Origin of the sequence: Streptosporangium becharense (assembly GCF_014204985.1) — a bacterium.
Classification (GTDB): domain Bacteria; phylum Actinomycetota; class Actinomycetes; order Streptosporangiales; family Streptosporangiaceae; genus Streptosporangium; species Streptosporangium becharense.
Genome location: NZ_JACHMP010000001.1, coordinates 3348945 through 3372515, shown reverse-complemented (window position 1 = coordinate 3372515; position 23571 = coordinate 3348945). Strand labels below are relative to the sequence as shown.

The following is a 23571-nucleotide window of genomic DNA, read 5'->3' as shown; positions in this document are numbered from 1 at the left end:
ACACCCCGCCCCGGTGCGGGCGATGACCATCGGCGGGCTCCGGCCCGCCCGCTCGGGAAGGAACCGCATGGACTTCTGGGGGACGGTCCTCGTCGTGTTCCGGCGCTGGTACGTCTTCCTGCCGGTGTTCGCGCTGTCCGTCGCCGCTGCCGCGGGCGTCTACTCCACGGTCCCGACGACCTACGTCTCCAGCGCGGTGCTCATCCTCACCACCCCGGCCACCGGCGGGAGCCTGCCCGCCAACCCCGACATCCCGAACGGCCTGAGCAACCCGATGCTCCACTTCGACCACGGGCTCAGCGTGTCCGCCTCGATCCTCATCGCCGCGATGGGCACGCCGGACATGGCTGCCGAACTCGGCGCCGCGGCGGGCACGGGGGCCACCTTCAAAGTCACCAACGGCGGCAGCAACCTGGAGTCGCTCGCCACCGGGCCGTTCCTGTTCGTCGAGGGCGAGGGCACCACCGCGGCGGACGCCCAGGACATGGTGCGGCGCGTCCTGGCGCGGGCACGGACCGAGCTTGAGCACCGGCAGCAGGCGGTGCGGGCCCCGCGGGCGACCTACATCACCACCTACGAGGCGGTTCCACCGACCACCCCGGTGGCCCAGCGGGGCCGCAGGCTCCGCGCCGTCGCCGCGGCGGCGGGTCTGGGCCTCATGGCGAGCCTGTGGGCCTGCTTCGCGGTCGAGAGCGTGCTCCACCGCCGCGCGGCACGTGTCCGCCCGCCCGCCGTCCGCCCACCTGCCGTCCGCCCGCCCGTCCGCCCGAGCGCCGTCCACCCGCCCGTCCGCCCGACCGACGTTCACCCACCTGCCGCCGATCCGCCCGCCGTCCATCCGCCCGCCAGCCCGCCCGTCACCCGTCCGCCCGCGGAGGGATGACCGGTGGCCTCCCGATCCTCCTCGGCGCAGGCGCCGCCGCTCTCCCGCTCGTCCTCCCCGTCGACCTCCCGCCGGTCGCTCCCGTTCTCCCGGCGGTTCTCCAGGTCCTCACCGCCGCCCCCGCTGCCTCCCCGACGGCGCGCCGATGGCGCCACCCTGGTGAGCGTCTTCGCCGTGGCCCTGTTGCTCGTCCCGGCGCGGATGGTCTTCCGGGGGCTGCCGCTGTCGATCACCCCGGCGAGCCTGGTCGCGCTGACCGCCGCCCTGCTGTGGCTGTGCGCGCACTTCACCCTGACCCTCGGCATGGTCAAGGGCCGCAACCCGGTGCGCACCTTCCTGTTCATGTACCTGGCCGCGATGACGGCCACCTACGGCTACGCCACCTACGGTCACCTGCCCTCCGACGAGCTCAACCTCGCCGATCACGCGCTGGTCCTGCTGGTGGCCAAGGTCGGGCTGGCGCTCATGGTGTGCGACGGGGTCCGCGGCGCCGACCGGCTCGACGTCGTCCTGCGGACCGTCGTGGTGGCCGGGGCGGTGATCTCGGTGATCGGGGCCTGCCAGTTCCTGCTCGACCTCGACCTCACCCGGTACCTGGAGCTACCCGGTCTCCGCTACACCTCCGAGGACGGCTTCATCACCGAACGGTCCGACCTGCGCCGGGTCGCCGCCACCACCGGGCACCCCATCGAGTTCGGCGTCGTCTGCGCGATGCTGCTCCCGATCGCCGTCCACTACGGCTTCCGGGCACGGGAGCGGGCCGAACCGGATCTGCGCTGGTGGCTGTGCTCCGGGCTGATCGGCATGGGGCTGATGTTCTCGGTCTCCCGGTCGGCGGTGCTGGGAATGGCCGGGGCGGCCACGGTCCTGTTCGCCGGATGGCCCGCCCGGCGGCGGCTGCGGGCGCTGGCGGTCGTCGCCGTGTTCCTGGTCCTGATGAGGATCATGGTTCCGGGCCTGCTCGGCACGTTCTACGGCCTGTTCGCGAACCTGGGCAACGACGACAGCATCCGCTACCGCACGCACGACTACGAGGTCGCCGCCGAAGAGATCGCCAAGCATCCGTGGCTGGGTCGCGGCGCGGGCACCTGGTACGCCCCGAAACACCAGGTCTTCGACAACCAGTACATCCTCTCGACGGTGGAGACCGGGCTGATCGGCGTCGCGGCGGTCGTCGCGGTGTTCGCCTGCGCGATCTACGCCGGGCTGCGCGTCCGGCGGCTGAGCCCCGACCCCGGCACCCGCGACCTGGGGCTCACCCTCGCCGCCTGCATGGTGGTCCCGCTGATCGGGGCGGCCACCTTCGACCTGCTCTCCTTCGCCGTCGTCACCGGCCTGGCGTTCCTGCTGATCGGAGCCGCCGGATCGCTGCTCCGCGGAGTCCACGGGGTCCGCGGCCTCGCCGCCTAGGGCCGCCTCTCCTCTCCGGGGCGGACCAGCCCGCTCTCGTAGGCGAAGACGACCGCCTGGACGCGGGTGGTCAAATCGAGCTTCATCAGGACCCGGGACAGATGGGTCTTGACGGTTGCCTCGCCCAGATGGAGCCGGGCGGCGATCTGGGTGTTGGTCAGGCCCTGTGCCAGCATTTTCAGCACATCCGTCTCCCGGCCGGTGAGCGCGTCGAGCTCGGCCGCCCGGCCGGTGGTGTGCGCGGGGTCCGGCTGTCCGGCGAACGCGGCGATCACTCTCAGGGTGACGGCCGGATCGAGCAGCCCTCCGCCGGCGGCGACCGTCCGCACCGCCTCGACCAGGTGCTCCGGCGGGGCGACCTTCAGCAGGAAGCCGCTGACTCCCGCGCGGAGCGCGGCGGCGACGTGCGCGTCCTCGTCGAACGTGGTCAGCACGATGACCTTGCTGTCCGGGTGGTCGCGTACGAGCCGCCGCGACGCCTCCAGCCCGTCCATGTGCGGCATGCGCACGTCGATCAGCACGACATCGGGGTGCGTGCGCGCGACGAGGGCAAGGGCCTCGGCCCCGTCGGACGCCTCGCCGACGACCTCGATGTCGGGTTCGCCGCTGAGCACCATTCGCAGGCCCACACGGATCATGGCCTCGTCGTCGACGAGCGCTACGGAGATCGTCATGTCGTCGTCCTTACCGGGTGCGGGGGATGGGGAATCGGGCACGGACGATGAAGCCGCCGTCCGGCTCGGGACCGGTGTGCAGGCTGCCGTGCACCATCGCCAGCCGTTCCCGCATGCCGACCAGGCCGTGACCGGCTCGCTTCCCCGCCGGCCCGTGCGGCCCGGGTCCGGGCCCGTTGCGTACTTCCACGGTGAGCGCCTGATCGGTGCAGCCGATGGCGACCGCGGCCGGGGCGGCGGCGCCGTGCCGCAGCACGTTCGTCAGGGCCTCCTGGAGCACCCGGTAGGCGGTGAGGTCAAGCACCGGTGGCAACCGGGGCAGGTCGGCCGGGGCGTCCAGCGTCACCGTGAGACCGGCGGCGCGGACATCCGCGATCAGCTCGTCGAGCCGGGCCAGCGACGGCATGGGAGCCGGCCTCTCCCCGTCGACGCGCTCGCGCAGGATGCCGACCAGGCCGCGCATCTCCTCCACCGTCTGCCGCCCGAGCCGCTCCAGCCCGGCCACGATCTCCTGCTCGACCGGCTGGTCGGCGAGCATCCGGCGCAACCCGCCCAGTTGCAGGGTCATCACGCTGACCGAGTGCGCGACCGCGTCGTGCACCTCCCGGGCGATGCGTGTGCGCTCCTGTGCGACCGCGGCCTGGGCGTTGGCCTCGCGCTCCGCGTCGAGGGCTGCGGCCAGCTCGGCCAGCTTGACGGCCCGCTCGCCGCTGCGCCGGGCCAACAGCCCCATGGACCAGCCCGGCAGCAGGACCGACGGCACGAAGAACAGCTCCCACGGTGAGGCTCCGACGAGCGCCGCGCCGACGAAGGACGCTCCCGCGACGCACAGCGCCACGGCCGAACGGCGCGGAGGCTCACGCCAGCCCGCCCAGGCGACCGCTCCGATCATGCCGACCATCGCCGCGCCACCGACCCCCGGCGCCCCGAACACGAACACGCCCACCGGCAGGCAGCCGGCCGCGATGACCGTGCCGACCAGCGGCCACCAGGCCGCGACCATCAGGCCGGCCCCCATCGCGACCCCGGAAAGGGAGACGGCCGTGGAGGCGGCGCCGAAGAAGTCGTCGAACTCGGTCTCCAGCACGGCCAGCGCGCCGACCAGGGGGCCGAACACCAGCGGAATGATGCGCGCGTCCCTCAGCCGGGTCATCGTCATGGCCACCGATCGTAGTCGCGGCCGGAATCCGCCGACTCCCCCGGATGGGGGACCCCCGCAGCTCATCAGGTCCGTCGAACAGTGGACCCGGCCGGGATCCGCTCCACCGAAGCGGGGACCCGTCACGGTGCGCGATGGCTGACGCGCCGTCGTACCTGACCGCGAGAGGGTCCTCCTCGCAACGACACGCAACCAGGAGGCAGGACATGACTCCCCTCACCCATACCCCGTCGGCCGCCCCGGCAGCGGATTCCGAGCACGCCGACCGGGCGAGCCGGTTCCTGCGGCGCGCCGGCGGTGCCGCCCTGATCGCCGCTCCCGTGCTGGTGCTCGGCGGCATGCTGGCCTGTCCGCCGCAGGACTCCGACTCGACGGCGGACTACATCACCTCGCTCGCCCGCGACACCTTTCTGACCGAGCTGTCGGCGATGCTGCTGCACTACGGCCTGATCGCCGGCGGACTCGGCGCGCTGACCGTACCTGGGCTGATCCGAGGCCGGAAGGGACGCGGGCTGGCGGTGTTCGGCGCGCTGGCCACCGCGGTCAGCGTGCTGAACGTGTCCGGGGCCGTGCGCGACGACTGGTGGCGGATGATCATCGGCCAGCAGCTTCCGCGGGAGACCGCAGTGCGGATCTCGGACGCCGTGGACGCGTCGTCGTTCATACCTCTGTGGAGCGGCACGGAGCCTCTGGCCTTCCTTGGGCTGCTCGCCCTCTGCGTCGCGCTCGCCCGCGCGGGCGTCGTCGGCTGGTGGCTGACCGCGGTCTACGTCGGCGCCTTCGTCGCGATGATGTTCATCCCGATCCACCTGACGTACGTGGTCGGTGTCGCCTTCACGATGCTGTTCCTGCCGCTCGGAGTCGCCGGTGTGCGCATCTTCCAGCGTGACCGCGTGGCCGTGTGACCGCGTGGCCGTGTGATCGCGTGGCCGCGTGGCGGCGTGGCGGTGGTGCCGGGCATGTGAGGTGATCCGGGCGGGGCGGACCGGTCACGGTCCGGTGCGGGGTGGCGGCCCTCGCGGACAGGTGAGCCCCCGGCCCGCCGGGTCGGCACGGGCCGGGGGACGGCATTCCGGTGGCGGAGGTCTCAGGCCGCCCCGGTGGGCCTTTCCGTCATGGCACCGGTGGGCACCTGCTCGCCGGGCCGGTGCCGGCGGTCACGCGCACTTCAGCGGGCCGACCACCGAGGTGATCCGGTAGGAGCGGTCGATGGTGACCAGGGAGTTGCCGGCCCAGTCGATGGCCTTGCAGTCGGCCTCCACCGGACCGTAGATCCAGGACTTGTCGACCAGGCTGTTGCCGCGCATGACCAGCTTTCCGCGGGCGTTCTTCAGCTGGATGCTGTACGTGCCGCCCATCACCAGGTTGTTGGTGACCACGGCGTCCACGATCTGGTCGTCCACCAGGAAGATCGGCGCGGTGGCGTGTTTCACGTCGCGCTGGTCGACCGTGTTGTGGTCGAACACCAGGCCCCTGCCGGTCCTGTAGGTCTGGATCCCGTCGGAGTGGTCGCCGGGGTTGGAGCAGAGCTTCACGTACGAGTCGCGGATGACGACGTCGTCGCCGGAGGCCCGGAAGCCGTCGCTGTGCCCGCGCACGTGCAGTCCGACCGCGGTGTACTTGTCCTGCCCCACCCCGGGGAGGGTCTGGCAGCCGCTCTCGGGGCCGACGGTCGAGTCCATGATGGTGAAGCGGAAGGTCCGCGGCCCGTCGGCGTTGATCACATGGCCGTCGATCAGGCTGTTCTTCACGATCACACCGTCGGCGTGGATCAGGAGGTCACCGCGGATGTGCACGCCGTCGAGCACGGCTCCCGGCGTCCTGACGCGGTAAGCGGCCCCCTCCTCGTTCAGGGCCCGCTGGGCGAGCCGGGTGCTCTTGGGTGCGCCGGTGCACTCCGGTGTGGGGTGATGGCCCCCGCAGCCGCCGGGTACGGGCCGCGTCGGCCCCAGGGTGGAGGGAGGAGGTGTCTGCCCGCCGGTCCTCGTGGTGCCCGGACTGGGCGTGCCGGTCCCGGTGGGGGGTCTGCTCGGGCCGGGTGTGAGCGTGGGCGGTCTGCTCGGGCCGGTGCTCGGGCTCGTCGTCACGCCGGAGGTGGGGGTCGCGGTCGGTCGTCCCGGGGACGTCGCGGTCGGTCGTCCCGGGGACGGAGCGGGCGGCGGGGACGGCTCCGGGTACGAACCGCCGTCGCGCCAGCGGAACACGACGTCCACCCAGTAGTTGTAGCCCCTGGGGTTCCAGCGACGGGGGAAGGCGCTCGCGCCGTACCCGAACACCCCCGCCCCGCGGGACACCGTGGCGAGCGGGCCGGAGCGGGCGGAGGTGAAGCCCGCCGTGCCCAGGTAGACACCGCGATCGCTGTGATAGGACACCGTGTAGACCAGGCCGGCCTTCAGGCGCACCGGCCTGGCGAAACGGGCCTCCTGCCAGCCTGACGCGCTCTCCGCGGTGAACGCGACGTTCGCCAGCCTCCTGCCGCCGGCGCTCCAGAGACTTCCGGTGTGCCGGCCCGGGTCGCCGGCGGCCTTGTAGAACCGCACTCCGGTCGCCCAGCCGTTCCTGGTCGTGGTGAAGCGCGTGCCCAGCTCGACCGGTGCCCGGTCGGAGTGCCTGCGCGCGTTCACCGCGGTACGTCCGGCCCACAGGCTCGTCTCCCGGAGCATGTGCCGCCGGTCGGTCTCGGTGGGCTCCGGCCGGGTCGCCGCGGCCCGCTCCACCGGAGTGCCGTCACCGGTGACGAACGAGGCGGCGGGGATCGACACCGCCAGCGTGGCCAGGGCCACGACCGGGAGGAGGCTCCGCCGTGGCCGTCGGCGGCCGGGTAACGCGCCTGCGGCGCTTGCGCCGCGGGCGGGGGGATCTGTACTGGTCATTCCTCTGACCTCCGTGCCGATTCCAGATCGGCTCGACAGTGTGTCCGTCTTGGCCCCCGTACGGAGGTCATTGTTACGACTGAGGCCATTGATCTGCAGTGGATTGTCAGTATTGGCATTGATTTAAGTAAGTGGCTATTGTCGGATTTATCGGTTTTATTGATTTGGTCATCAGGGTTCGGGTTCGTCCTCTCAGTGCTGAAGGACTCGCGTGGCGATAGCGTGGAGGAGCCTCCGCCCATCGGTGCCGCGGCTCACCCGCCGGCTCACCCCGTGCCGCTCACCCGTACCACTCACCCCGCGCAGGCCAGCGGGCCGACCACCGAGGTGATCCGGTAGGAGCGGTCGATGGTGACCAGGGAGTTGCCGGCCCAGTCGACCGTCCGGCAGTCGGAGTCGACGGGGCCGTAGATCCAGGACTTGTCGACCAGGCTGTTGCCGCGCATGACCAGCTTTCCGCGGGCGTTCTTCAGCTGGATGCTGTACGTGCCGCCCATCACCAGGTTGTTGGTGACCACGGCGTCCACGATCTGGTCGTCCACCAGGAAGATCGGCGCGGTGGCGTGTTTCACGTCGCGCTGGTCGACCGTGTTGTGGTCGAACACCAGGCCCCTGCCGGTCCTGTAGGTCTGGATCCCGTCGGAGTGGTCGCCGGGGTTGGAGCAGAGCTTCACGTACGAGTCGCGGATGACGACGTCGTCGCCGGAGGCCCGGAAGCCGTCGCTGTGCCCGCGCACGTGCAGTCCGACCGCGGTGTACTTGTCCTGCCCCACCCCGGGGAGGGTCTGGCAGCCCCCGGCCGGACCCACCGTGGAGTCCTCGATCGTGAACCGGAAGCTCCGCGGCCCGTCGGCGTTGATCACGTAGCCGTCGATCAGGCTGTTCCTGACGGTGACGTCGTCGGCGTGGATCAACAGGTGACCGGGGATGTGCACGCCGTCGAGCACGACTCCCGACGTCCTGACCCGGTAGGCCGCGCCGTCCTCGTTCAGGGCCAGCCTCGTCAGCTTCGTGCCTGGCGGGACACCGGTGCACGCCGGGTTCGGGTGGTGCGGGCAGCGGCCTGCCGGACGGGCGGAGCCGGACGGGGCCGGAGCCGGGCCCGTCGCCTCGGGGGACAGGGTGCACGCGGCCAGCAGCAGCGCCGCCACGGTCGCCGAAACGCCCGCGAGCAGGCGGGACCGCGTCGTCACCCGGTCGCCTCGCCACCCCGCCGTCACACGATCACCCGGCGATCCCGCCGTCACCCGGTCGTCTCGCCACCCCGCCACCGTCCGGTCACCCCGGCACCCCGCCACCGTCCGGTCATCTCTCGGCCGTGCTCCCGTCCGACCGCCTCGCCACCATGCCACCGTCCGGTCACCTCGTCTCGGGGAAGACCACCAGCCGGCGCCGCAGCCGGGCCCACGATCCGGCGGACAGGTCGCGGACGCTGATCGCCGAGACGGGCAGTGGCCAGCGGATGCCCAGGTCGGGGTCGTCGTAGCGGACCGAGAGGTCCTCGGCGGGGTCGTGCTCGCGGTCGATGCGGTAGCAGACGTCGGTCTGCTCGGTCAGTGCCTGGAAGCCGTGCAGCAGCCCGGGCGGGACGTACAGGGTCGTGAACGTCTCGTCGTCCAGCAGCACCGACATCTGCCGGCCGAACGTCGGCGACCCGGGGCGGGCGTCCACCAGCACGTCGTGCACCGCTCCCCGGGCACAGCGCACCAGCTTGGCCTCGCCCCGGCCCGAGCGGCCGTGCATCCCGCGCACGGTGCCCCGCCGGGAGCGGGACTGGCTGTCCTGGACGAACGCGGCGGGGTCGAGGCCGTACCGGGCGGCCACGGTGCCGTCGAAGGTGCGGGTGAACAGGCCGCGGTCGTCACGATGCGGCGTCGGTGTGAACAACAGCACCCCGTCGAGTGCGGCCCGATCTACTCTCATGAGGTCATCCCTTGCGACGGTGATCCGGAGGCGTTGCGATGAACGACGCTGTGGGGGGTGCCCCAGGCTCCGCGGGAAGCCCCCACGGGGCAGGCGCCGAACGGGACGGGGAACCCGGCGGCTCGGGCATGGAGCACCGCGGGGAACCCGGCGGGCCGGGTACGGGGTGCCACGGGGAACGGGAGCCGCTGGTCAGCGTGGTCGTCCCGGCGCACAACGAGGAGGCCGTCGTGGCGGCCGGGCTGGCCCGGCTGCTGTCGGGGGCCGCCCCCGGCGAGTTCGACGTCGTGGTGGTCGCCAACGCCTGTTCCGACCGCACGGCCGAGGCCGCCCGGCTGCCCGGGGTGCGGGTCCTGGAGACCCCGGTGCCCGGCAAGGCCAACGCGCTTCGCCTGGGCGACGCGGCCTGCCGCACCTTCCCGCGCGTGTATCTCGACGCCGACGTCGGGCTCGACGCCGCGTCGGTGCGCGCTCTCGCCGCCGCGGCGACGAGACCCGGTGTGCTCGCCTGCGCTCCGGTCCCCGAGTGGGACCTGGACGGCGTCGGCCGGATCGCCCGGCGCACGCACGCGGTCCACGACCGGCTGGTCGCGCCGCTCCGCGGACTGGCCGGGGCCGGGGTCTACGTGCTGAGCGAGCGGGGACACCCCCGGGTCTTCCCGCTGCCCGACGTGATCTCCGACGACGGCTGGGCACACGCCGGTTTCGCCCCCCACGAACGGGCCGTGGTGCCCGAGGCCCGGTCGCTGGTCCGTCCGGCGCGGACCGTCGCGGCGCACCTGAACCGGAGGGTGCGGGTGCGGCTGGGCAACCGGCAGCTCGCCGAGCTGGGCCGTCCGGCACCCGAGGGCCGCCTGCGTCCCGGCGCGCTGTGGGCCCTGGTCGCGGCACGGGAGGTCACCCCACTGGACACGGCCTGCTACCTCGCCGTGCTGCTGGCCGACCGGGCCCTGACCCGGTTCCGGTCGCGGCGCGGCGGCGCGGTGCGCTGGGGTGCCGACACCGGCAGCCGCTCCCGTCCCGGCGCCTGACCCGGCGCCTTCGATCCTCGGTCCGCCGGATCCGGCGTCTCCGCTCCCCGGCCCGCCTGATCCGGCGTTCCCCCTTCTCGGGTCGCGTGTCCGGGCGTCCGGCCCTGCCGTCGGGCCCCAGCCCCCCGGGCCGCCCCGGTCGCGGCGGCCGGCGGCCGACGGCCGGTCAGGCACCGGAAGGGGCGGTGATCGCGTAGACCCGGGTCGAGCCGAACGGGCCGTCCTCGCGCCTCCCACGCCCCCGCCGGACCGTGCGCAGGTGGCGGAAGCGTCCGGTGCTCAGCAGGAACGCCTCCTCGACCGGGTTGAAGTAGATCACGGTGACCGGGCGGGGGTTGCGGTCCACCGACGCGACGAGCCGCCCGACCACCTCGGCGAAGACGTCGCCGCGGAAGGGGTTGTTGAGGAAGACCACGCTCACGTCGTCGGGGATCTCGTAGTCGAGCACGTCGGACCGGACGAGGTCGATGTCCCGGCAGCGCAGCCGGAGCCGGGTGCCCGCCACGTTCGCCCGCGCGATGTCGTTCAGCCGCTCCGACAGCTCGACCCCGATCACCCTCCTGAACGGGTAGCGCGAGGCCGCCTCCAGGACCATGCGTCCCATCCCGGAACCCAGGTCGATGAACACGTCGTGCTCGCCGACGTCGCGCAGGGGCAGGGTACGCCGCAGCGTGTGCCAGTTCGCCGGGGAGTAGTAGACCCGGTCCCGGTGGGCCAGCCCGAGTTCCTCCAGGCGTACGAAATCCGCCGTGCGCACGCCGTACCTGCGTTCGAACAGCAGCCGGCCCGCGCCGCGCCGCAACCCCCCGAGCGCCCGCCGCGCCACGCCCGGAATCCCGCCGAGCGCCCGCGTCGCCTGCTGTTCCCCGCGTCCCCGCCGCGCCACGTCCGGCAGCCACGCCCGTGCCCGCCCGGGGCGGCGGACGGGCTGGGCGACGGCGGCCTCGTAGGCGGCGAGCAGGGCGGCCCTGGAGTGGTCCCACGACAGCGGGCCGGAGACGCGGGCCCGGCCGATCTCGCCCATCCGCCGCCGCTCGGCGGGGTCGTCCAGCAGCCGCGCGACCAGCTTCGCGAACGCCGCCTCGTCGTTGGCGGGCGCGTACACCGCGGCCTCGCCCGCCGAGACCCGGGCCTCCCGCAGGTCGAACGAGACGACGGGGCGGGCCATCGCCATGTACTCCATGATCTTGTTCATGGTGGACACGTCGTTGAGCGGGTTGAGCGGGTCGGGGGCCAGGCAGACGTCCGCGGTGGACAGGTAACGCAGCAGGTCCTCGTCCGGGATGCGGCCGGTGAACTCCACGCATCCGGACAGGTCCAGCTCACGGGCGAGGGCGACCGCGTCGTCGAAGGCATCCCCGGCGCCGACGAACACCGCGTGCCAGTCGGTGCGGCCCAGGCCGTCGCGGAGGGCGGCCAACGCCCGCAGCGCGTAGTCGACGCCGTCCTGCGGGCCCATCACGCCCAGGTAGCACAGCAGATACGGCTTGCCGCGCTTCAGCGGCTCCTCGGCGGGCACCAGGTGGAACCGTTCCACGGCGGGTGCGCTCCGCACGACGAACACGTCCCCGGGCCGTTTGCCGCCCCGGGCGAGCGCCACCTCGCGGTAGCTCTCGTTGGTGGCGACGACCACGTCCGCGGCCCGGTACGTCAGCCGTTCGAGCAGGAGCACCGCCCGGTAGAGCAGGTCCTCACCGCGGCCGAACCGCGACAGGTAGAGCTCGGGCACCAGGTCGTGCTGGTCGAACACGAACCGGGCCCCGCGCCGCCTGAGCAGCACGGCCACCAGGAACAGTAGGTCGGGCGGGTTGCAGGCGTGCACGACGTCCACCGGTCCGACGCGGCGCGCCAGCCGCGCGGTGTGCCAGAGCGCGGCGCCGTACTCGCGCACGTAACCGAGTGGCCCGCCGGTCGCCGCGCGCAGCGGGTAGCGGTGGATGCGCACGCCGTCCAGCAGGACGTGCGGCTCGGTGTCGCGCCGGGTGCCCCGGGGGCAGACGACGTGCACCTCCCAGCCCGCGTCGCGCAGCGCGGTGCTCTCCTGCCACACCCGCCGGTCGAACGGCACGGAGAGGTTCTCGACGAGGATGAGCGCTCTACCAGCCAAGGCCCACGTATCCCGGGTGTGCCCGGCGCGCGGCGGCGTCGGGGAGACGGACGAGGTCGATGATCGTGCGGTCTCCCGCCCTGTCGAGCGCGCTCAGCACGGCGGGGTCGTCGCAGCCGACGACGCAGACGTCGGCGTCCGCGAGCACCTCCTCGGCGGAGTCGGTCAACAGGTCGCTCAGGTGCGGCAGCCGCTCCTCGATGTAGGCGCGGTTGGCGCCCACCAGGTGCGACAGCGACACGTTCGCGTCGTAGATGCGCAGCTCGTAGCCCTTGCCGAGCAGGCGCTCGGCCAGCTCGACCAGGGGGCTCTCCCGCAGGTCGTCGGTGCCCGGTTTGAACGACAGGCCGAACAGCCCGACCCGGCGGCTGCCGGCCGCGGTGACCAGTTCGTAGGCCCGCCGCAGGTGGTCGTCGTTGGAGGGCAGGACGTGCGAGAGCAGCGGCACCGAGACGTCGGCCCGCCGGGCGGCGTAGACCAGGCCCCGCAGGTCCTTGGGCAGGCACGACCCGCCGAAGGCGAAGCCGGGCCGCAGGTAGGCCGGGCTGATGTTGAGCTTCCGGTCGGCGACGAGGACGTCCATGACGTCGTGAGAGTCGAGCCCGAGCGCCCGGCAGATCGCGCCGATCTCGTTGGCGAAGCTGATCTTCAGGCCGTGGAAGGCGTTGTCGACGTACTTCGTCATCTCGGCGACCGCCACCGGCACCCGGAAGACCTCCCCGGGCAGTCCCTCGTACAGGGCCGCCACCGTGTCGCCGCCGGCGGTGTCGAACTCCCCGATGACCGTCTTCGGCGGGTCGAAGAAGTCGCGCACGCTTGTGCCCTCGCGCAGGAACTCGGGGTTGACCGCCACCCCGAAGCCGGAGCCGGCGGCGAGGCCGGAGGAGCGTTCCAGGATCGGGACGAGCAGCCCCGTGCAGGTGCCCGGCAGCATGGTGCTGCGGAAGACGACCGTGTGCCTGCCGCGCCGGGGGTCGCGTCCGGTGAGCGCCCGGCCGATCTGCTCGGCCACCCGTTCCAGGTGGGCGGTGGACAGGCTGCCGTTGGACGCCGAGGGCGTGCCGACACAGACGAGGGAGACGTCGGTCGTGGCGACCGCCTCCGCGACGTCCGTGGTGGCCCGCAGGGCTCCGGCGCGCACGACCTGTGCGGTCAGCTCGCCGATGCGCTCCTCGACCACGGGTGCCCGGCCCTCGCGGACGAGGCCGACCTTCGCCGGGTTGACGTCGACTCCGGTCACCTCGTGCCCGCGGGCGGCCAGGCAGGCTGCGGAGACGCAACCGACGTAACCCAGGCCGAACACGCTGATTCTCATCCTGCGTCGCCTCCATCGCGTCATCCCGCGGGCCCCGGCGCGGGAGGCGATATGCCAAGCCTCACCCGGCCGCCCTTTGCCCATGGAATTCCTGCTGATTGTTACGATTTCGCGGAGCGCTTACCCCGGGGTTTCGGGGTTTTTATCGCTTTATAGCACGGACTTTCTTTAAAATCCGGCGCACGCCTGGTCCGAATGTGGACGTTTTCATTGCGGCCACCATGGACCGGTGCATCTTCCGGAACGCCCTGCCGGCCGGATTCCTGCTGAGATAACCCTCGCAAACGAGCGTTTCACCGGTTTTAGCGCGTCTTTTATATTCATCGGCTCCCCGCCCGAAATCGAGGCGCGTGACGCCCAGCGCGGGAGAGGCGGCGACGAGCTCGCGCAACAGCATCCAGCCCGGCGACAGATGCGAGAAGGCGGGATCGTAGACCGGGAACCACCAGTGCAGCACGCCGCCCGACCGGATTCCGAAGTGCGCCGCCACCAGATGCGGACCCACGTGCAGGGTGGACAGCACACCCGCGAAGGACCGGCCCCGGGTGTGCAGCAGACGGGCCAGCAGCTCGCGCCGGCCGGGTTCGGTGAAGTAGTCACGTGCCCCGGTGGCGGCGTACTGTGCCCGCTTGAGCGCCACCAGCCGGTCGAGACACCCGGCGTCCACCGTGTCGGCGGCGAAGCGCACCGGCCCGTACGTCCGCTCGGCCCTGGCGGCACGCCGGCGGGCCTGCCCCATGTTGTCCCGGCCGCTGCGGGAGGCCCGGCCCAGGTAGCCGTCCAGGCCGCCGGAGACGTCGGCGAACGGCGAGACCCGCCTCGACTCGATCCACGGCTGGAACCCCGGCAGGCCGTCCACCAGGTGGTCGAACGCGAGCGCGCGCACCCCGCCGGTGAGCAGGATCACCGGGTCGAAGGCGGAGCCCGGCGCCGTGATCGGCCCCTGGAAGTCGGCGCCGGGCCAGCCCACCGGCCTGATCACCGACCGCTCGCGGTGGTGCGGGAACAGCGAACGCACCTCCCCGGAGGCGTCCCGGCCCACCGCGACCAGCACGCGGCACCCGCTCGCGTGCACCGCGGCGGAGAAACCAGGATGGAAGTAGGGGCTGTCCAGCAGCGGGTTGGCCGCGCGCAACCCGTGCCAGGCCGACAGCTCCCGCTCGCCGAGCTCGTCGAACCCCACCGTCCGCACGCTCACCGCCCGTGCCGCCGCGCTCGTGGCGCCGTCCATCCTGGTCTCCTCCTGCGAGCTTCTCCGGACTCCCGCGGTTCCTTCGCCCCCCTCAGAACCCCTTCCCGCCGCCCGCCCCGCCGCGGACTGCCCGGTCGCCTTCTGCCCGCCGCCGCCCGCCCGGTCTCGGCGTCTCCCGGGACGCACCCGGGGGTCAGTCGGCGAGCCGGCGCAGCCGGCGGGACGGTCTCAGCAGCGCCACCACCGAGGCCCGCGAGGTCCTGCGGCCGGCGAGCGCGCGCACCGCCTCACCGGCGACCACCGCGAGGAAGTACGCGAGCGAGGCCGGCCCGCTCCGGCGCCGCCGGAACAGCCTCACCTTGTTCACGGTCAGCAGCGCGGCGAGCGTGGGATTGACCCCGGAGTCGCCGCCGATGTGCTCGACCACCGACGCGGGCTCGTACCACAGCGACCAGCCCCGGTCGGCGGCGCGCAGCGCGTACTCGGTCTCCTCGCTGTAGAGCAGGAAGGACTCGTCCCACGGCCCGATCTCCCCGATGAGCCCGGTGGCCACCAACATCGCCGCACCGGTGGCCCACGCCGCCGGCGCGGGTCGCTCGTACTCGCGCGGGTCGGTCACCAGCTCACCCAGTGTGCCGATCCGGCCCGCGAGGCCGCCGCCGATCACCGCCTCGGCGAGCGCCCGGCCCACCGTGGGCGTGCGGCGCAGCGAGGGTTGCAGGCTGCCGTCCGGATTGACCAGGCGGGGGACCGCGATGCCGCACCCCGGCCGGCGCAGCGCCTCCGCCAGTGGGGTGAGCGCACCCGGCCGCAGCCGGCAGTCAGGGTTGATCACGAGGACGGCGTCGAGCCCGCCGAGGTCCAGCGCGCCGACGCCCGCGTTCACCGCCGCGGCGTAGCCGGCGTTGCGGCCCAGCTGGACGGTCCGCACGGGCAGGCCGGTCACGCCCTCGGCGAGTTGGAGCGTTCCGTCACGGGAGGCGTTGTCCGCCACGACGACGTCCGCCAGGCGGGTGCCCCGTGCCCCGGCGGCGAGGGAACGCAGGCAGCCCTCGATCACGTCCGCGCTGTTGTACGTGACGATCACGATGGCGATCCGGGAGGGGCCAGGCGTCATGTCCGCATCACGTTCTCGCATCACGTTCCAGGGAGGCGGGGCCGGGCACGTCGGCACCGGCCGGGGTGGAGGCCGTCAGATCGGGCCAGAGGGTTACGTGGGGCCGGAGCCGCCGGGACCCGGGGATCGCGTGGGGCCGGAGCCGCCGGGACCCGGGAGCGGGACGGTCAGCCACGAACGCGCTTGACCAGGCGGGCGGCCGTCCGGCGGGCACGCAGCACCGGGGAGGGGCGGATCTCCAGGAGCCGGCGGGCCCATCCCGGTTCGAGGTCGTGGCGGAGGCTGTTGCGTGCCTGGAGCCAGGCACCCGGCCGGGCCCGGCCGCCGTCGCTGGTGTAGGCCCGTGTCACACGTGCCCGCCTCAACCGGCTCAGCACGTGCCGGTCGTAGGAGCCGAAGGGGATGGCCACCCGGGACACCGGCCGTCCGACGATCTCACCGAGGAGCCGGCCGGCGTCGGTGATCTCCTGCGTCGCCTGCCGCGCGTCCAGTCGCCGCCAGTCGCGGTGGGCCCAGCCATGCGACCCCACCCGCATGCCCGCCGCCACCAGCTCGCGCACCCCGGCGCGGTCGAGCCTGCCCGGCTCGCCCAGCAGCCCCGCCAGCACGAAGAACTCCGCGGTGAGACCCCGGTCGAGGAGCCGCGGGAGGGCGATCTCCACATCCGAGGCGTTGCCGTCGTCGAAGGTGATCCGTACGTCCCACCGGCCGGCCACCTCGTCGAGGACCCGCTCGAACCGGTCGACGCTGACCCAGGTCGCGTCCTCGCCGGGATCGAGCTCGCGGCCGGGCTCACCGATACCGTGCACCGTGAGGTTGACGACCGAACGCACCCGTGCCCCCGATCCTGTCCGGCACCCCCGATTCCGGGGGTGGCGCCTCGGCGAAGTCTCACACGTGATTCATATCGAGCAGCGGGCTCAGTCGTTACATTTCCCTCTCTTCTGATTACGGTCTGTACTCATACTGATATCCGGTTATGGCGTGAAGGGTCTGATCTGACGTGGACACACCGGCCGGCGGCTTCCGGGCCTCGCGGGAGGCGGACGCACCGGCCGGTGCCATGGGGCGGCGCACCGGCCGGTGACCCGGGGGTTCTCACAGGGGGCGGGCGTACCAGTCGACGGTCTGCCGCAGCCCCGCCTCCAGCTCGACGCGCGGGCACCACCCCAGCACGTCGGCGGCCGGGACGAGGTCGGCGATCCGGGCGCTGTCCAGCGCGCGGTCCCCGATGGCGCCGTACCGGGGACGCACGGAGGAGCCGACGATCCGGGCCAGGAGCTCCACGGTGTCGCGGATCGACGTCCGGGTACCGCTGCCGATGTCGAAGTCCCGCCCCGCGGCCCCGTCCGCCCGCGCGGCGGCGAGGAAGGCGTCGACCACGTCGTCGACGTGGATCCAGTCGAGCTCACGCGTCCCGCTGGAGAGCTCCGGCGCCTCGCCCCGCAGCAGCGCGAGCGTCACGTACGGCACGAGCTTGCGCGTGTCGGCCTGGCCGGGCCCGTAGACCATACCGATCCGCAGGTTGACGACCGGGACGTCCCACAGCCGGTGGAACATCCGCGCGTACCCGGCGGCGGCCCACTTGGCCACCGCGTAGGGCGAGGACGGCACCGTCTCGCCCTCCTCGGCCCGGGGCTCCTCCGACGACCCGGCGAGCACCAGCCTCGTCCCCGGCGTCTCGGAGACGGCGGTGAGCAGGTTCACCACACTGGCGAGGTTGGCGCGCATCATCGGCAGGACCAGCCGCCGGTCACGGGCCCCCGCCACCTCGCTGGCCAGGTGGAAGACGACGTCGGGCCGGGACTTCTCCACCAGTTCCCCGACCGCTCGGGCGTCGCCGACGTCGGCGACGTGCCAGACCGGATCCACGGACGCTCCGCCGGGCCGCGCGCCTTCGCCCTGCCGGACGCGTTCACCGTGCCGGACGTGGGGCCTGCGGCTGACCGCGTGGACCTCGGCGCCGAGCGCGCCGAGGCGGCGGACCAGGTGGGCGCCGATGAAACCGGTGGCGCCCGTCACCAGGACGGACCTGCCGCGCCAGTGATCTTCCGTTCCGGGTTCGGGGGTGTGTGCCGCCGTGTTGAGCATGTGCGTTCTCCTCGTTCGGGACGAGTTCTGCCGGGAGCTCTCACTGTGCGGACCCGCCTGTCCCGCCGCGGGAAACGGCGCCGGACGGTCCGGGGAGATTCATACCGCACCGAAGGGAGATCCGGGAGTCCCGCGCCGAACTCCGCCCCGGCGCCGGCGGGCCCGGGACGCGCTGGCGGGACCCTGCGGGGCGGCTGCCACCACCGGATGGGCGGGCGCGGCGGCACGGACGCCCCGGTTCCGGGCCACCCGGCGGCCCCGGCACCATGACCCCGGCGAAAACGACGGAGCCCGCTCCGAGGGAGCGGGCTCCGCGTGTGTGCCGGGTGGTACGCCGTCTCCGGCCGAGTCTCAGCCGATGCGCCAGGTGTCGCCGGCCAGCAGCAGGTCGTCCAGGTCACCGGCGCCCTTGCCCGCGACGGCCTCCTCCAGCTGACGGGCCATGAGCTCGTCGTAGGAGGGGCGGTCGACGCTGCGGAAGACGCCGATCGGGACGTGCTCGAAGGCGGGCTCGTCCAGCCGGGAGAGCGCGAAGGCCAGCGACGGGTCGGCACGGTGGGCGTCGTGGACGAGGATCTCGTCCTCGCTCACCGAGGACCTCGGGACGACCTCGAGGCTTCCGTCGGCCGTGCGCCGCACCGCCTTGGAGGCGGACACGATCGGCCGGCCGTGCTCCAGGCGCAGGGTGATGTCGTCGCGCAGCTCCGGGTCCTTCAGCTGGTCGAAGGCGCCGTCGTTGAAGATGTTGCAGTTCTGGTAGATCTCGACCAGCGAGGTGCCGTTGTGCTCGGCGGCCTCGCGCAGCACCGACTGCAGGTGCTTGCGGTCGGAGTCGATGGTCCTGGCCACGAAGGACGCCTCGGCGCCGATGGCCAGCGAGACCGGGTTGAACGGCTTGTCCAGCGAGCCCATCGGGGTGGACTTGGTGATCTTCCCGACCTCGGAGGTCGGGGAGTACTGGCCCTTCGTCAGGCCGTAGATCCTGTTGTTGAACAGCAGGATGTTCAGGTTGACGTTGCGGCGCAGCGCGTGGATGAGGTGGTTGCCGCCGATGGACAGCGAGTCACCGTCACCGGTGATCACCCACACGGACAGGTCGGGGCGCGACGCGGCCAGGCCGGTGGCGATCGCCGGAGCGCGGCCGTGGATCGAGTGGAACCCGTAGGTGTTCATGTAGTACGGGAACCGGGAGGAGCAGCCGATGCCCGAGACGAACACCATGTTCTCGCGCTTGAGCCCGAGCTCCGGCACGAACGACTGCACCGCGGCCAGGATGGCGTAGTCACCGCATCCCGGGCACCAGCGGACCTCCTGGTCGGACTTGAAGTCCTTCATCCCGAGCTTGGCCTCGGCCTTCGGGACAAGAGACAGGCCCCTGCCGTTCTTGATCTCACTCACTGTCGATCACGTCCTGGATCACGCCGGCCAGTTCCTCGGCCTTGAACGGAAGCCCGCGCACGCGGTTGTAGCTGATGATGTCGACCAGGAAACGGGCGCGGAGCAGCAGCGCCAGCTGGCCGAGGTTGATCTCCGGCAGCAGCACCCTGTCGTAGGAGCGCAGCACCTCGCCGGTGTTGGCGGGCAGCGGGTTGAGGTGCCGCAGGTGCGCCTGGGCGACCTTGCCGCCGGCGCTCCTGATCCGCCGCACCGCCGCCGCGATCGGCCCGTACGTCGATCCCCAGCCGAGCACCAGCACGCGGGCGTCGCCGTCGGGGTCGTCCACCTCCAGCGGCGGGATGTCCTGCGCGATCCCGTCGATCTTGGCCTGGCGGAGCCGGACCATCTTGTCGTGGTTGTTGGGATCGTAGGAGATGTTGCCGGTGCCGTCGGCCTTCTCGATGCCGCCGATGCGGTGTTCGAGACCCGCGGTGCCGGGGATCGCCCAGGGCCGGGCGAGGGTCTCGGCGTCGCGCTTGAACGGCAGGAAGGTGACCCCGTCCTCGCCGTTCGGTTCGACGGCGAACGAGGTGGAGATGTCGGGCAGGTCGGCCGAGGCCGGGACCCTCCACGGCTCGGAGCCGTTGGCCAGGTAGCCGTCGGAGAGCAGCATGACCGGCGTGCGGTACTTCACCGCGATCCTGGCCGCCTCCACCGCCGCGTCGAAGCAGTCGGAGGGGGTGGCCGGCGCCACGATCGGCAGGGGCGACTCGCCGTTGCGGCCGAACATGGCCATCAGCAGGTCGGTCTGCTCGGTCTTGGTGGGCATGCCGGTGCTGGGCCCGGCGCGCTGCACGTCGACCACGATGAGCGGCAGCTCCGTGGTGACCGCGAGGCCGACGGTCTCGGCCTTCAGCGCCACGCCGGGGCCGGAGGTCGTGGTGACGCCCAGGGCCCCGCCGAAGGATGCGCCGAGGGCCGCGCCGACGCCGGCGATCTCGTCCTCGGCCTGGAAGCTGCGGATGCCGAACCGCTTGTGCTTGGACAACTCGTGCAGGATGTCGCTGGCCGGTGTGATCGGGTAGGACCCGAGGAACAGCGGCAGCCCCGACTTCACCGACGCGGCGATCAGGCCGTAGGCCAGGGCCTGGTTGCCGGAGATGTTGCGGTAGACGCCGGGGGGCAGCTTGGCCGGCTTGACCTCGTAGGAGACCGAGAAGGCCTCGGTGGTCTCACCGTAGTTCCAGCCCGCCTGGAAGGCCGCGATGTTGGCCTTGGCGATGTCGGGCTTCTTGGCGAACTTGTTCTCCAGGAACTGGATCGTCGCCTCGGTGGGCCGGTGGTAGAGCCAGCTCAGCAGACCGAGGGCGAACATGTTCTTGGAGCGCTCGGCGTCCTTCTTGGACAGGTCGAAGCCCTCCAGGGCCCTGACCGCCAGCGAGGTCAGCGGCACGGCGTGGACCCGCCACTCGGCGAGCGAGTCGTCCTCCAGCGGGTTGGCGTCGTAGCCGACCTTCTGCAGGTTGCGCTTGGTGAACTCGTCGGTGTTGGCGATGATGTCGGCGCCGCGGGGCAGGTCGGGCAGGTTGGCCTTCAGCGCGGCGGGGTTCATCGCGACCAGGACGTTGGGGGCGTCACCCGGGGTGAGGATGTCATGGTCGGCGAAGTGCAGCTGGAAGCTCGACACGCCCGGCAGGGTGCCTGCGGGAGCGCGGATCTCGGCGGGGAAGTTGGGGAGGGTGGACAGGTCGTTGCCGAACTCCGCCGTTCCCGCCGTGAAGCGATCACCGGTCAGCTGCATGCCGTCGCCGGAGTCGCCGGCGAACCGGATGATCACGCGGTCGAGTTGCTGAACCTGCTTGGTCACAGCTCAGTCCTCCTCGACGCGACATGGCGCCGTTGGTTGTGGCACATTCCTATTTCCATGCTAGTTCCTCGGAGTCACGCATAGCTTTCGCGTCCCACTCGGCGGAGGAGAGTGACATTCGTCGCATATCCTTGACGGCCGCTGAGTCGAAACCTGGGGGAGACGGGCATCGAGCATCGAGGCCGGGACCGGACGAACCGGCGCTCGGCCTAACGGAGAGTCACGATCGTGAGCGATTCGCCCGACAGAGCCCGGCAGCGAGCCGACACAGATCAATGTGCAGGCGGCCGAAAAGGACAGTTGGGGTCACGATGCCTAACTATATGTCTCGCCCCCGCGTCGCTCCCATCGCCTCCGGCTATGGGCTCATAGCCGGAGGTTATGACGTTGCCCGCTATTCCCCCGGAGGACGGCCCGGACCGGCGTCGTATGTCACGCCCGGCTGCATCTCCCGGCTCCCGTACAACTCGGGAACGGTGACAAAGATATAGCCCTCTTCGCCCAGCCGGCGCAGGATCTCCGGAGCGGCGTCCACGGTCGCGCCGTACACGTCGTGCATGAGGACGATCGCGCCGGGCCGGGTCTGGCCGACGACACGCTCGACGATCTCCCGGGGGTCGGAGGTGCGCCGGTCCCGGGAGTCGACGCTCCAGTGGACCACCGACATGCCCAGTCTGGCCGCGAGGGAGGCGACGTGCCCGTCGGCCGAGCCGTACGGGGGCCGCATCAGCGTGGGGACCTGCCCGATCGACTGGGTGATCGACTGCTGCGCGCGGGTGAGCTGGTCGGAGATCCTCGCGGAGGACAACGCGGTGAGGTCGCGGTGCGACCAGGTGTGGTTGGCCACCAGATGGCCCTCGTCGCGCATCCGTACCAGCAGCTCCGGGTGGGCCGAGGCGTTGGAGCCGACGCTGAAGAAGGTGGCCCGCGCTCCGAATCGGCCCAGGATGTCCAGCAGCCGCCCGGTCTCGGGGCCCGGCCCGTCGTCGTAGGTGAGCGCCACGCATTTGAGCTTCGCGCAGTCCACGCTGCCCGCCCTGGTGCTCCGTGCCGGGGGCCGGGCCGCGCTCGCCGCCAGGAGGGCTTCCTGGGGCGAAGCGGCGGCCGGAGGCTCCGTCGTCCGCACGGCCGCCCGGCGTGCTCGCTCCCCGGCCGCCGACAGCAGCGGCCGGGCCTCGGCGGAGGGCACGGCGACCGCCAGCCGGCCCGCCGTCCGCGGGCTCACCTGCCGGTCGTCGAACTCCACGACGAGGTCGCCGCGGGGGTTGAAGCCGATGGAGTCGAACATCTCCCGATCCGGCCTGACGACGTCCGGGTTCACCGTCGAGCTCCGCCCGGCCAGCTCGGCCCGGACCCTCCGGGCCAGCATCTCCAGTGCGGCGCGATCCTTGAGCAGATCGGCCGAGTCCATGGCCCGCCGGTCCACCCGGTCGTACCAGATCGTCGTCCGGGACTCGCGCCAGTCGGCGCCCGCCGACCGGCCGACACGCAGCCGCACTCCCACGGCCTCGGCGGACACGGCGGCCAGTTGCCAGTCCACGTTGAGCTCGGCGCCGGGCTCGGGGGGCGTCCGGCCGGGGGCGAACCGGGCGAGGTGGCCGGTCACCGTCCGGCGGAGTTTCTCGGTGAGACGCGGGGCGTCGGCGAGGGAGGGGTAGACGGCGTGGACGTGCCGGCTGCCGGAGTCCCCGGTGGAGAGCGTGCGCGTACTCAGCCCGGTGACGAGCGACGGATCCACGTAATCGATCATCGTGGGTTCCGCGGGGACCGGGTCGTCCGCGTTGGGGGAGGCGGTGGCCACGCCGCAACCGGTGAGTGTTGCGACAGCCAAGGCGATTCCTCCGATGAATCGCTTTTTGGGCATGAAAGCCACACTAAATGTGAGACCCCCCTGTTTACCGGGGCTTTAAGTTAAATGGGCTCAGGCTTTATAGGTGCCGGGTTTGTCGGCTTCACTCCGTGACGGAGAAGGTGGATACTGCTATAGGTGATGGGAGACCCTTGGCATGGCCGGGCTCGCGGAAGGAGCGGCTGTGGAGGGATATTTCGCCTCTTACGGGGTGGTCGTGGCGCTGTTCGCGATCGGCCTGGTGATCGTCGCCGGAGCGCTGGCCGTCAACCGGGCGCTCCGGCCCAGCCGTCCTACCCCTGAGAAGCTGCTGACCTACGAGTGCGGTGTCGACCCGGTGGGTGAGGGGTGGGCCCAGTCGCAGATCCGCTACTACGTCTTCACCTACCTGTACGTGATCTTCGCGGTCGACGCGGTCTTCCTCTTCCCCTGGGCGACGATCTTCGCGACGCCCGGGTTCGGGTTGACCACGCTGGCCGAGATGTTCGTCTTCCTCGGCTTCATCGCGCTCGGGATCCTTTACGCGTGGCGCAAGCGCGTGCTCACCTGGACCTGAGAACCCGAGAACCCGAGAACCCGAGAACCCGAGAACTTGAGAACTTGAGAACCCGGGAACCCGAGGCGCGGACGCACGAGGGCCCGGGAACCCGAGGCGCGGACGCACGAGGGCCCGAGCGCGCGGGAACCCGGGGGCTGAGCGGGC

General features: G+C 72.1%; 20 protein-coding genes. 5 read left to right on the top strand and 15 right to left on the bottom strand.

The genetic code is table 11. From position 1 onward, the window contains the following. The first annotated feature begins 67 nt into the window (after positions 1–67). Both F4562_RS14530 and F4562_RS14525 read left to right on the top strand, forming a co-directional pair. Complete coding sequence (locus F4562_RS14530; protein ID WP_184537697.1) at positions 68–883, top strand: hypothetical protein; 816 nt, start codon at positions 68–70, stop codon at positions 881–883. Between the two features lie 3 nt (positions 884–886). Continuing rightward, the gene (locus tag F4562_RS14525; RefSeq protein WP_311733804.1) at positions 887–2293 is read left to right on the top strand and encodes an O-antigen ligase family protein; all 1407 of its coding nucleotides are present in this window, start codon (positions 887–889) and stop codon (positions 2291–2293) included. On the opposite strand, the gene F4562_RS14520 is transcribed toward F4562_RS14525, so the two are convergent. Together F4562_RS14520 and F4562_RS14515 are read right to left on the bottom strand one after the other, a co-directional pair. Beyond that, positions 2290–2967 (bottom strand): response regulator, encoded by a 678-nt coding sequence (locus F4562_RS14520; RefSeq protein WP_184537699.1) that lies wholly within the window; start codon positions 2965–2967, stop codon positions 2290–2292. The genes F4562_RS14525 and F4562_RS14520 overlap by 4 nt on opposite strands. A gap of 10 nt (positions 2968–2977) precedes the next feature. Next, positions 2978–4126, bottom strand: coding sequence for a sensor histidine kinase (locus tag F4562_RS14515; protein ID WP_184537700.1), 1149 nt, complete (start codon positions 4124–4126; stop codon positions 2978–2980). Positions 4127–4332: 206 nt separating this feature from the next. Here F4562_RS14515 and F4562_RS14510 point away from each other — a divergent pair, with 206 nt between their 5' ends. Next, positions 4333–5031, top strand: coding sequence for a hypothetical protein (locus F4562_RS14510; RefSeq protein WP_184537702.1), 699 nt, complete (start codon positions 4333–4335; stop codon positions 5029–5031). A gap of 252 nt (positions 5032–5283) precedes the next feature. Here F4562_RS14510 and F4562_RS14505 read toward each other — a convergent pair whose 3' ends face one another. The 3 genes from F4562_RS14505 to F4562_RS14495 all read right to left on the bottom strand — a co-directional run bounded on the left by F4562_RS14505 (position 5284) and on the right by F4562_RS14495 (position 8922). Continuing rightward, a complete protein-coding gene (locus tag F4562_RS14505) occupies positions 5284–6909 on the bottom strand; it encodes a DUF4082 domain-containing protein (RefSeq protein WP_184537704.1) in 1626 nt (541 codons plus the stop codon). A gap of 383 nt (positions 6910–7292) precedes the next feature. Next, positions 7293–8192 (bottom strand): hypothetical protein, encoded by a 900-nt coding sequence (locus tag F4562_RS14500; protein WP_184537706.1) that lies wholly within the window; start codon positions 8190–8192, stop codon positions 7293–7295. 166 nt (positions 8193–8358) lie between these two features. Further along, positions 8359–8922 carry a dTDP-4-dehydrorhamnose 3,5-epimerase family protein gene (locus F4562_RS14495; RefSeq protein ID WP_184537708.1) on the bottom strand — a complete coding sequence of 188 codons (564 nt, stop codon included), beginning with the start codon at positions 8920–8922 and terminating at the stop codon, positions 8359–8361. A gap of 38 nt (positions 8923–8960) precedes the next feature. Between F4562_RS14495 and F4562_RS14490 the strand changes: the two genes are divergently transcribed. Further along, a complete protein-coding gene (locus F4562_RS14490) occupies positions 8961–9953 on the top strand; it encodes a glycosyltransferase family 2 protein (RefSeq protein ID WP_184537710.1) in 993 nt (330 codons plus the stop codon). Positions 9954–10119: 166 nt separating this feature from the next. Here F4562_RS14490 and F4562_RS34945 read toward each other — a convergent pair whose 3' ends face one another. The 10 genes from F4562_RS34945 to F4562_RS14445 form a co-directional block, all read right to left on the bottom strand. Continuing rightward, positions 10120–12060 carry a glycosyltransferase gene (locus F4562_RS34945; RefSeq protein ID WP_184537712.1) on the bottom strand — a complete coding sequence of 647 codons (1941 nt, stop codon included), beginning with the start codon at positions 12058–12060 and terminating at the stop codon, positions 10120–10122. Next, entirely contained in the window at positions 12050–13375 is a 1326-nt protein-coding gene (locus F4562_RS14480) for a nucleotide sugar dehydrogenase (protein ID WP_184537714.1), read from the bottom strand. The genes F4562_RS34945 and F4562_RS14480 overlap by 11 nt, the downstream gene beginning before the upstream one ends. A gap of 142 nt (positions 13376–13517) precedes the next feature. Continuing rightward, positions 13518–14606 (bottom strand): GNAT family N-acetyltransferase, encoded by a 1089-nt coding sequence (locus tag F4562_RS14475; protein WP_221206095.1) that lies wholly within the window; start codon positions 14604–14606, stop codon positions 13518–13520. Positions 14607–14760: 154 nt separating this feature from the next. Continuing rightward, positions 14761–15684 (bottom strand): glycosyltransferase family 2 protein, encoded by a 924-nt coding sequence (locus F4562_RS14470; RefSeq protein ID WP_184537716.1) that lies wholly within the window; start codon positions 15682–15684, stop codon positions 14761–14763. 167 nt (positions 15685–15851) lie between these two features. After that, positions 15852–16517, bottom strand: coding sequence for a polysaccharide deacetylase family protein (locus F4562_RS14465; protein WP_184537718.1), 666 nt, complete (start codon positions 16515–16517; stop codon positions 15852–15854). 265 nt (positions 16518–16782) lie between these two features. After that, a complete protein-coding gene (locus tag F4562_RS14460; RefSeq protein ID WP_184537720.1) occupies positions 16783–17775 on the bottom strand; it encodes an NAD-dependent epimerase/dehydratase family protein in 993 nt (330 codons plus the stop codon). A gap of 351 nt (positions 17776–18126) precedes the next feature. Beyond that, positions 18127–19173, bottom strand: coding sequence for a 2-oxoacid:ferredoxin oxidoreductase subunit beta (locus F4562_RS14455; protein WP_184537722.1), 1047 nt, complete (start codon positions 19171–19173; stop codon positions 18127–18129). After that, positions 19166–21019: a 2-oxoacid:acceptor oxidoreductase subunit alpha gene (locus F4562_RS14450; RefSeq protein WP_184537724.1), complete on the bottom strand. Its 1854-nt coding sequence runs from the start codon at positions 21017–21019 to the stop codon at positions 19166–19168. Before F4562_RS14450 ends, F4562_RS14455 begins: the two co-directional genes overlap by 8 nt. Positions 21020–21239: 220 nt before the next feature. Further along, on the bottom strand, positions 21240–21329 hold the full coding sequence (locus tag F4562_RS36655) for a putative leader peptide (RefSeq protein WP_375782452.1): 90 nt from the start codon (positions 21327–21329) through the stop codon (positions 21240–21242). An 84-nt stretch (positions 21330–21413) separates the two neighbouring features. Then, positions 21414–22850, bottom strand: a complete 1437-nt coding sequence (locus F4562_RS14445; protein ID WP_184537726.1) for a polysaccharide deacetylase family protein — start codon at positions 22848–22850, stop codon at positions 21414–21416. 202 nt (positions 22851–23052) lie between these two features. Here F4562_RS14445 and F4562_RS14440 point away from each other — a divergent pair, with 202 nt between their 5' ends. Further along, on the top strand, positions 23053–23424 hold the full coding sequence (locus F4562_RS14440) for an NADH-quinone oxidoreductase subunit A (protein ID WP_311733805.1): 372 nt from the start codon (positions 23053–23055) through the stop codon (positions 23422–23424). Positions 23425–23571 lie beyond the last annotated feature (147 nt).

Bases quoted from the DNA above. Each gene is read 5' to 3' on its own strand.
- F4562_RS14460 (WP_184537720.1), bottom strand. From the start codon at position 17,775: ATGCTCAACACGGCGGCACACACCCCCGAACCCGGAACGGAAGATCAC.
- F4562_RS14495 (WP_184537708.1), bottom strand. From the start codon at position 8,922: ATGAGAGTAGATCGGGCCGCACTCGACGGGGTGCTGTTGTTCACACCG.
- F4562_RS14520 (WP_184537699.1), bottom strand. From the start codon at position 2,967: ATGACGATCTCCGTAGCGCTCGTCGACGACGAGGCCATGATCCGTGTG.
- F4562_RS14515 (WP_184537700.1), bottom strand. From the start codon at position 4,126: ATGACGATGACCCGGCTGAGGGACGCGCGCATCATTCCGCTGGTGTTC.
- F4562_RS14510 (WP_184537702.1), top strand. From the start codon at position 4,333: ATGACTCCCCTCACCCATACCCCGTCGGCCGCCCCGGCAGCGGATTCC.
- F4562_RS14480 (WP_184537714.1), bottom strand. From the start codon at position 13,375: ATGAGAATCAGCGTGTTCGGCCTGGGTTACGTCGGTTGCGTCTCCGCA.
- F4562_RS14475 (WP_221206095.1), bottom strand. From the start codon at position 14,606: ATGGACGGCGCCACGAGCGCGGCGGCACGGGCGGTGAGCGTGCGGACG.
- F4562_RS14470 (WP_184537716.1), bottom strand. From the start codon at position 15,684: ATGACGCCTGGCCCCTCCCGGATCGCCATCGTGATCGTCACGTACAAC.
- F4562_RS14530 (WP_184537697.1), top strand. From the start codon at position 68: ATGGACTTCTGGGGGACGGTCCTCGTCGTGTTCCGGCGCTGGTACGTC.
- F4562_RS14490 (WP_184537710.1), top strand. From the start codon at position 8,961: ATGAACGACGCTGTGGGGGGTGCCCCAGGCTCCGCGGGAAGCCCCCAC.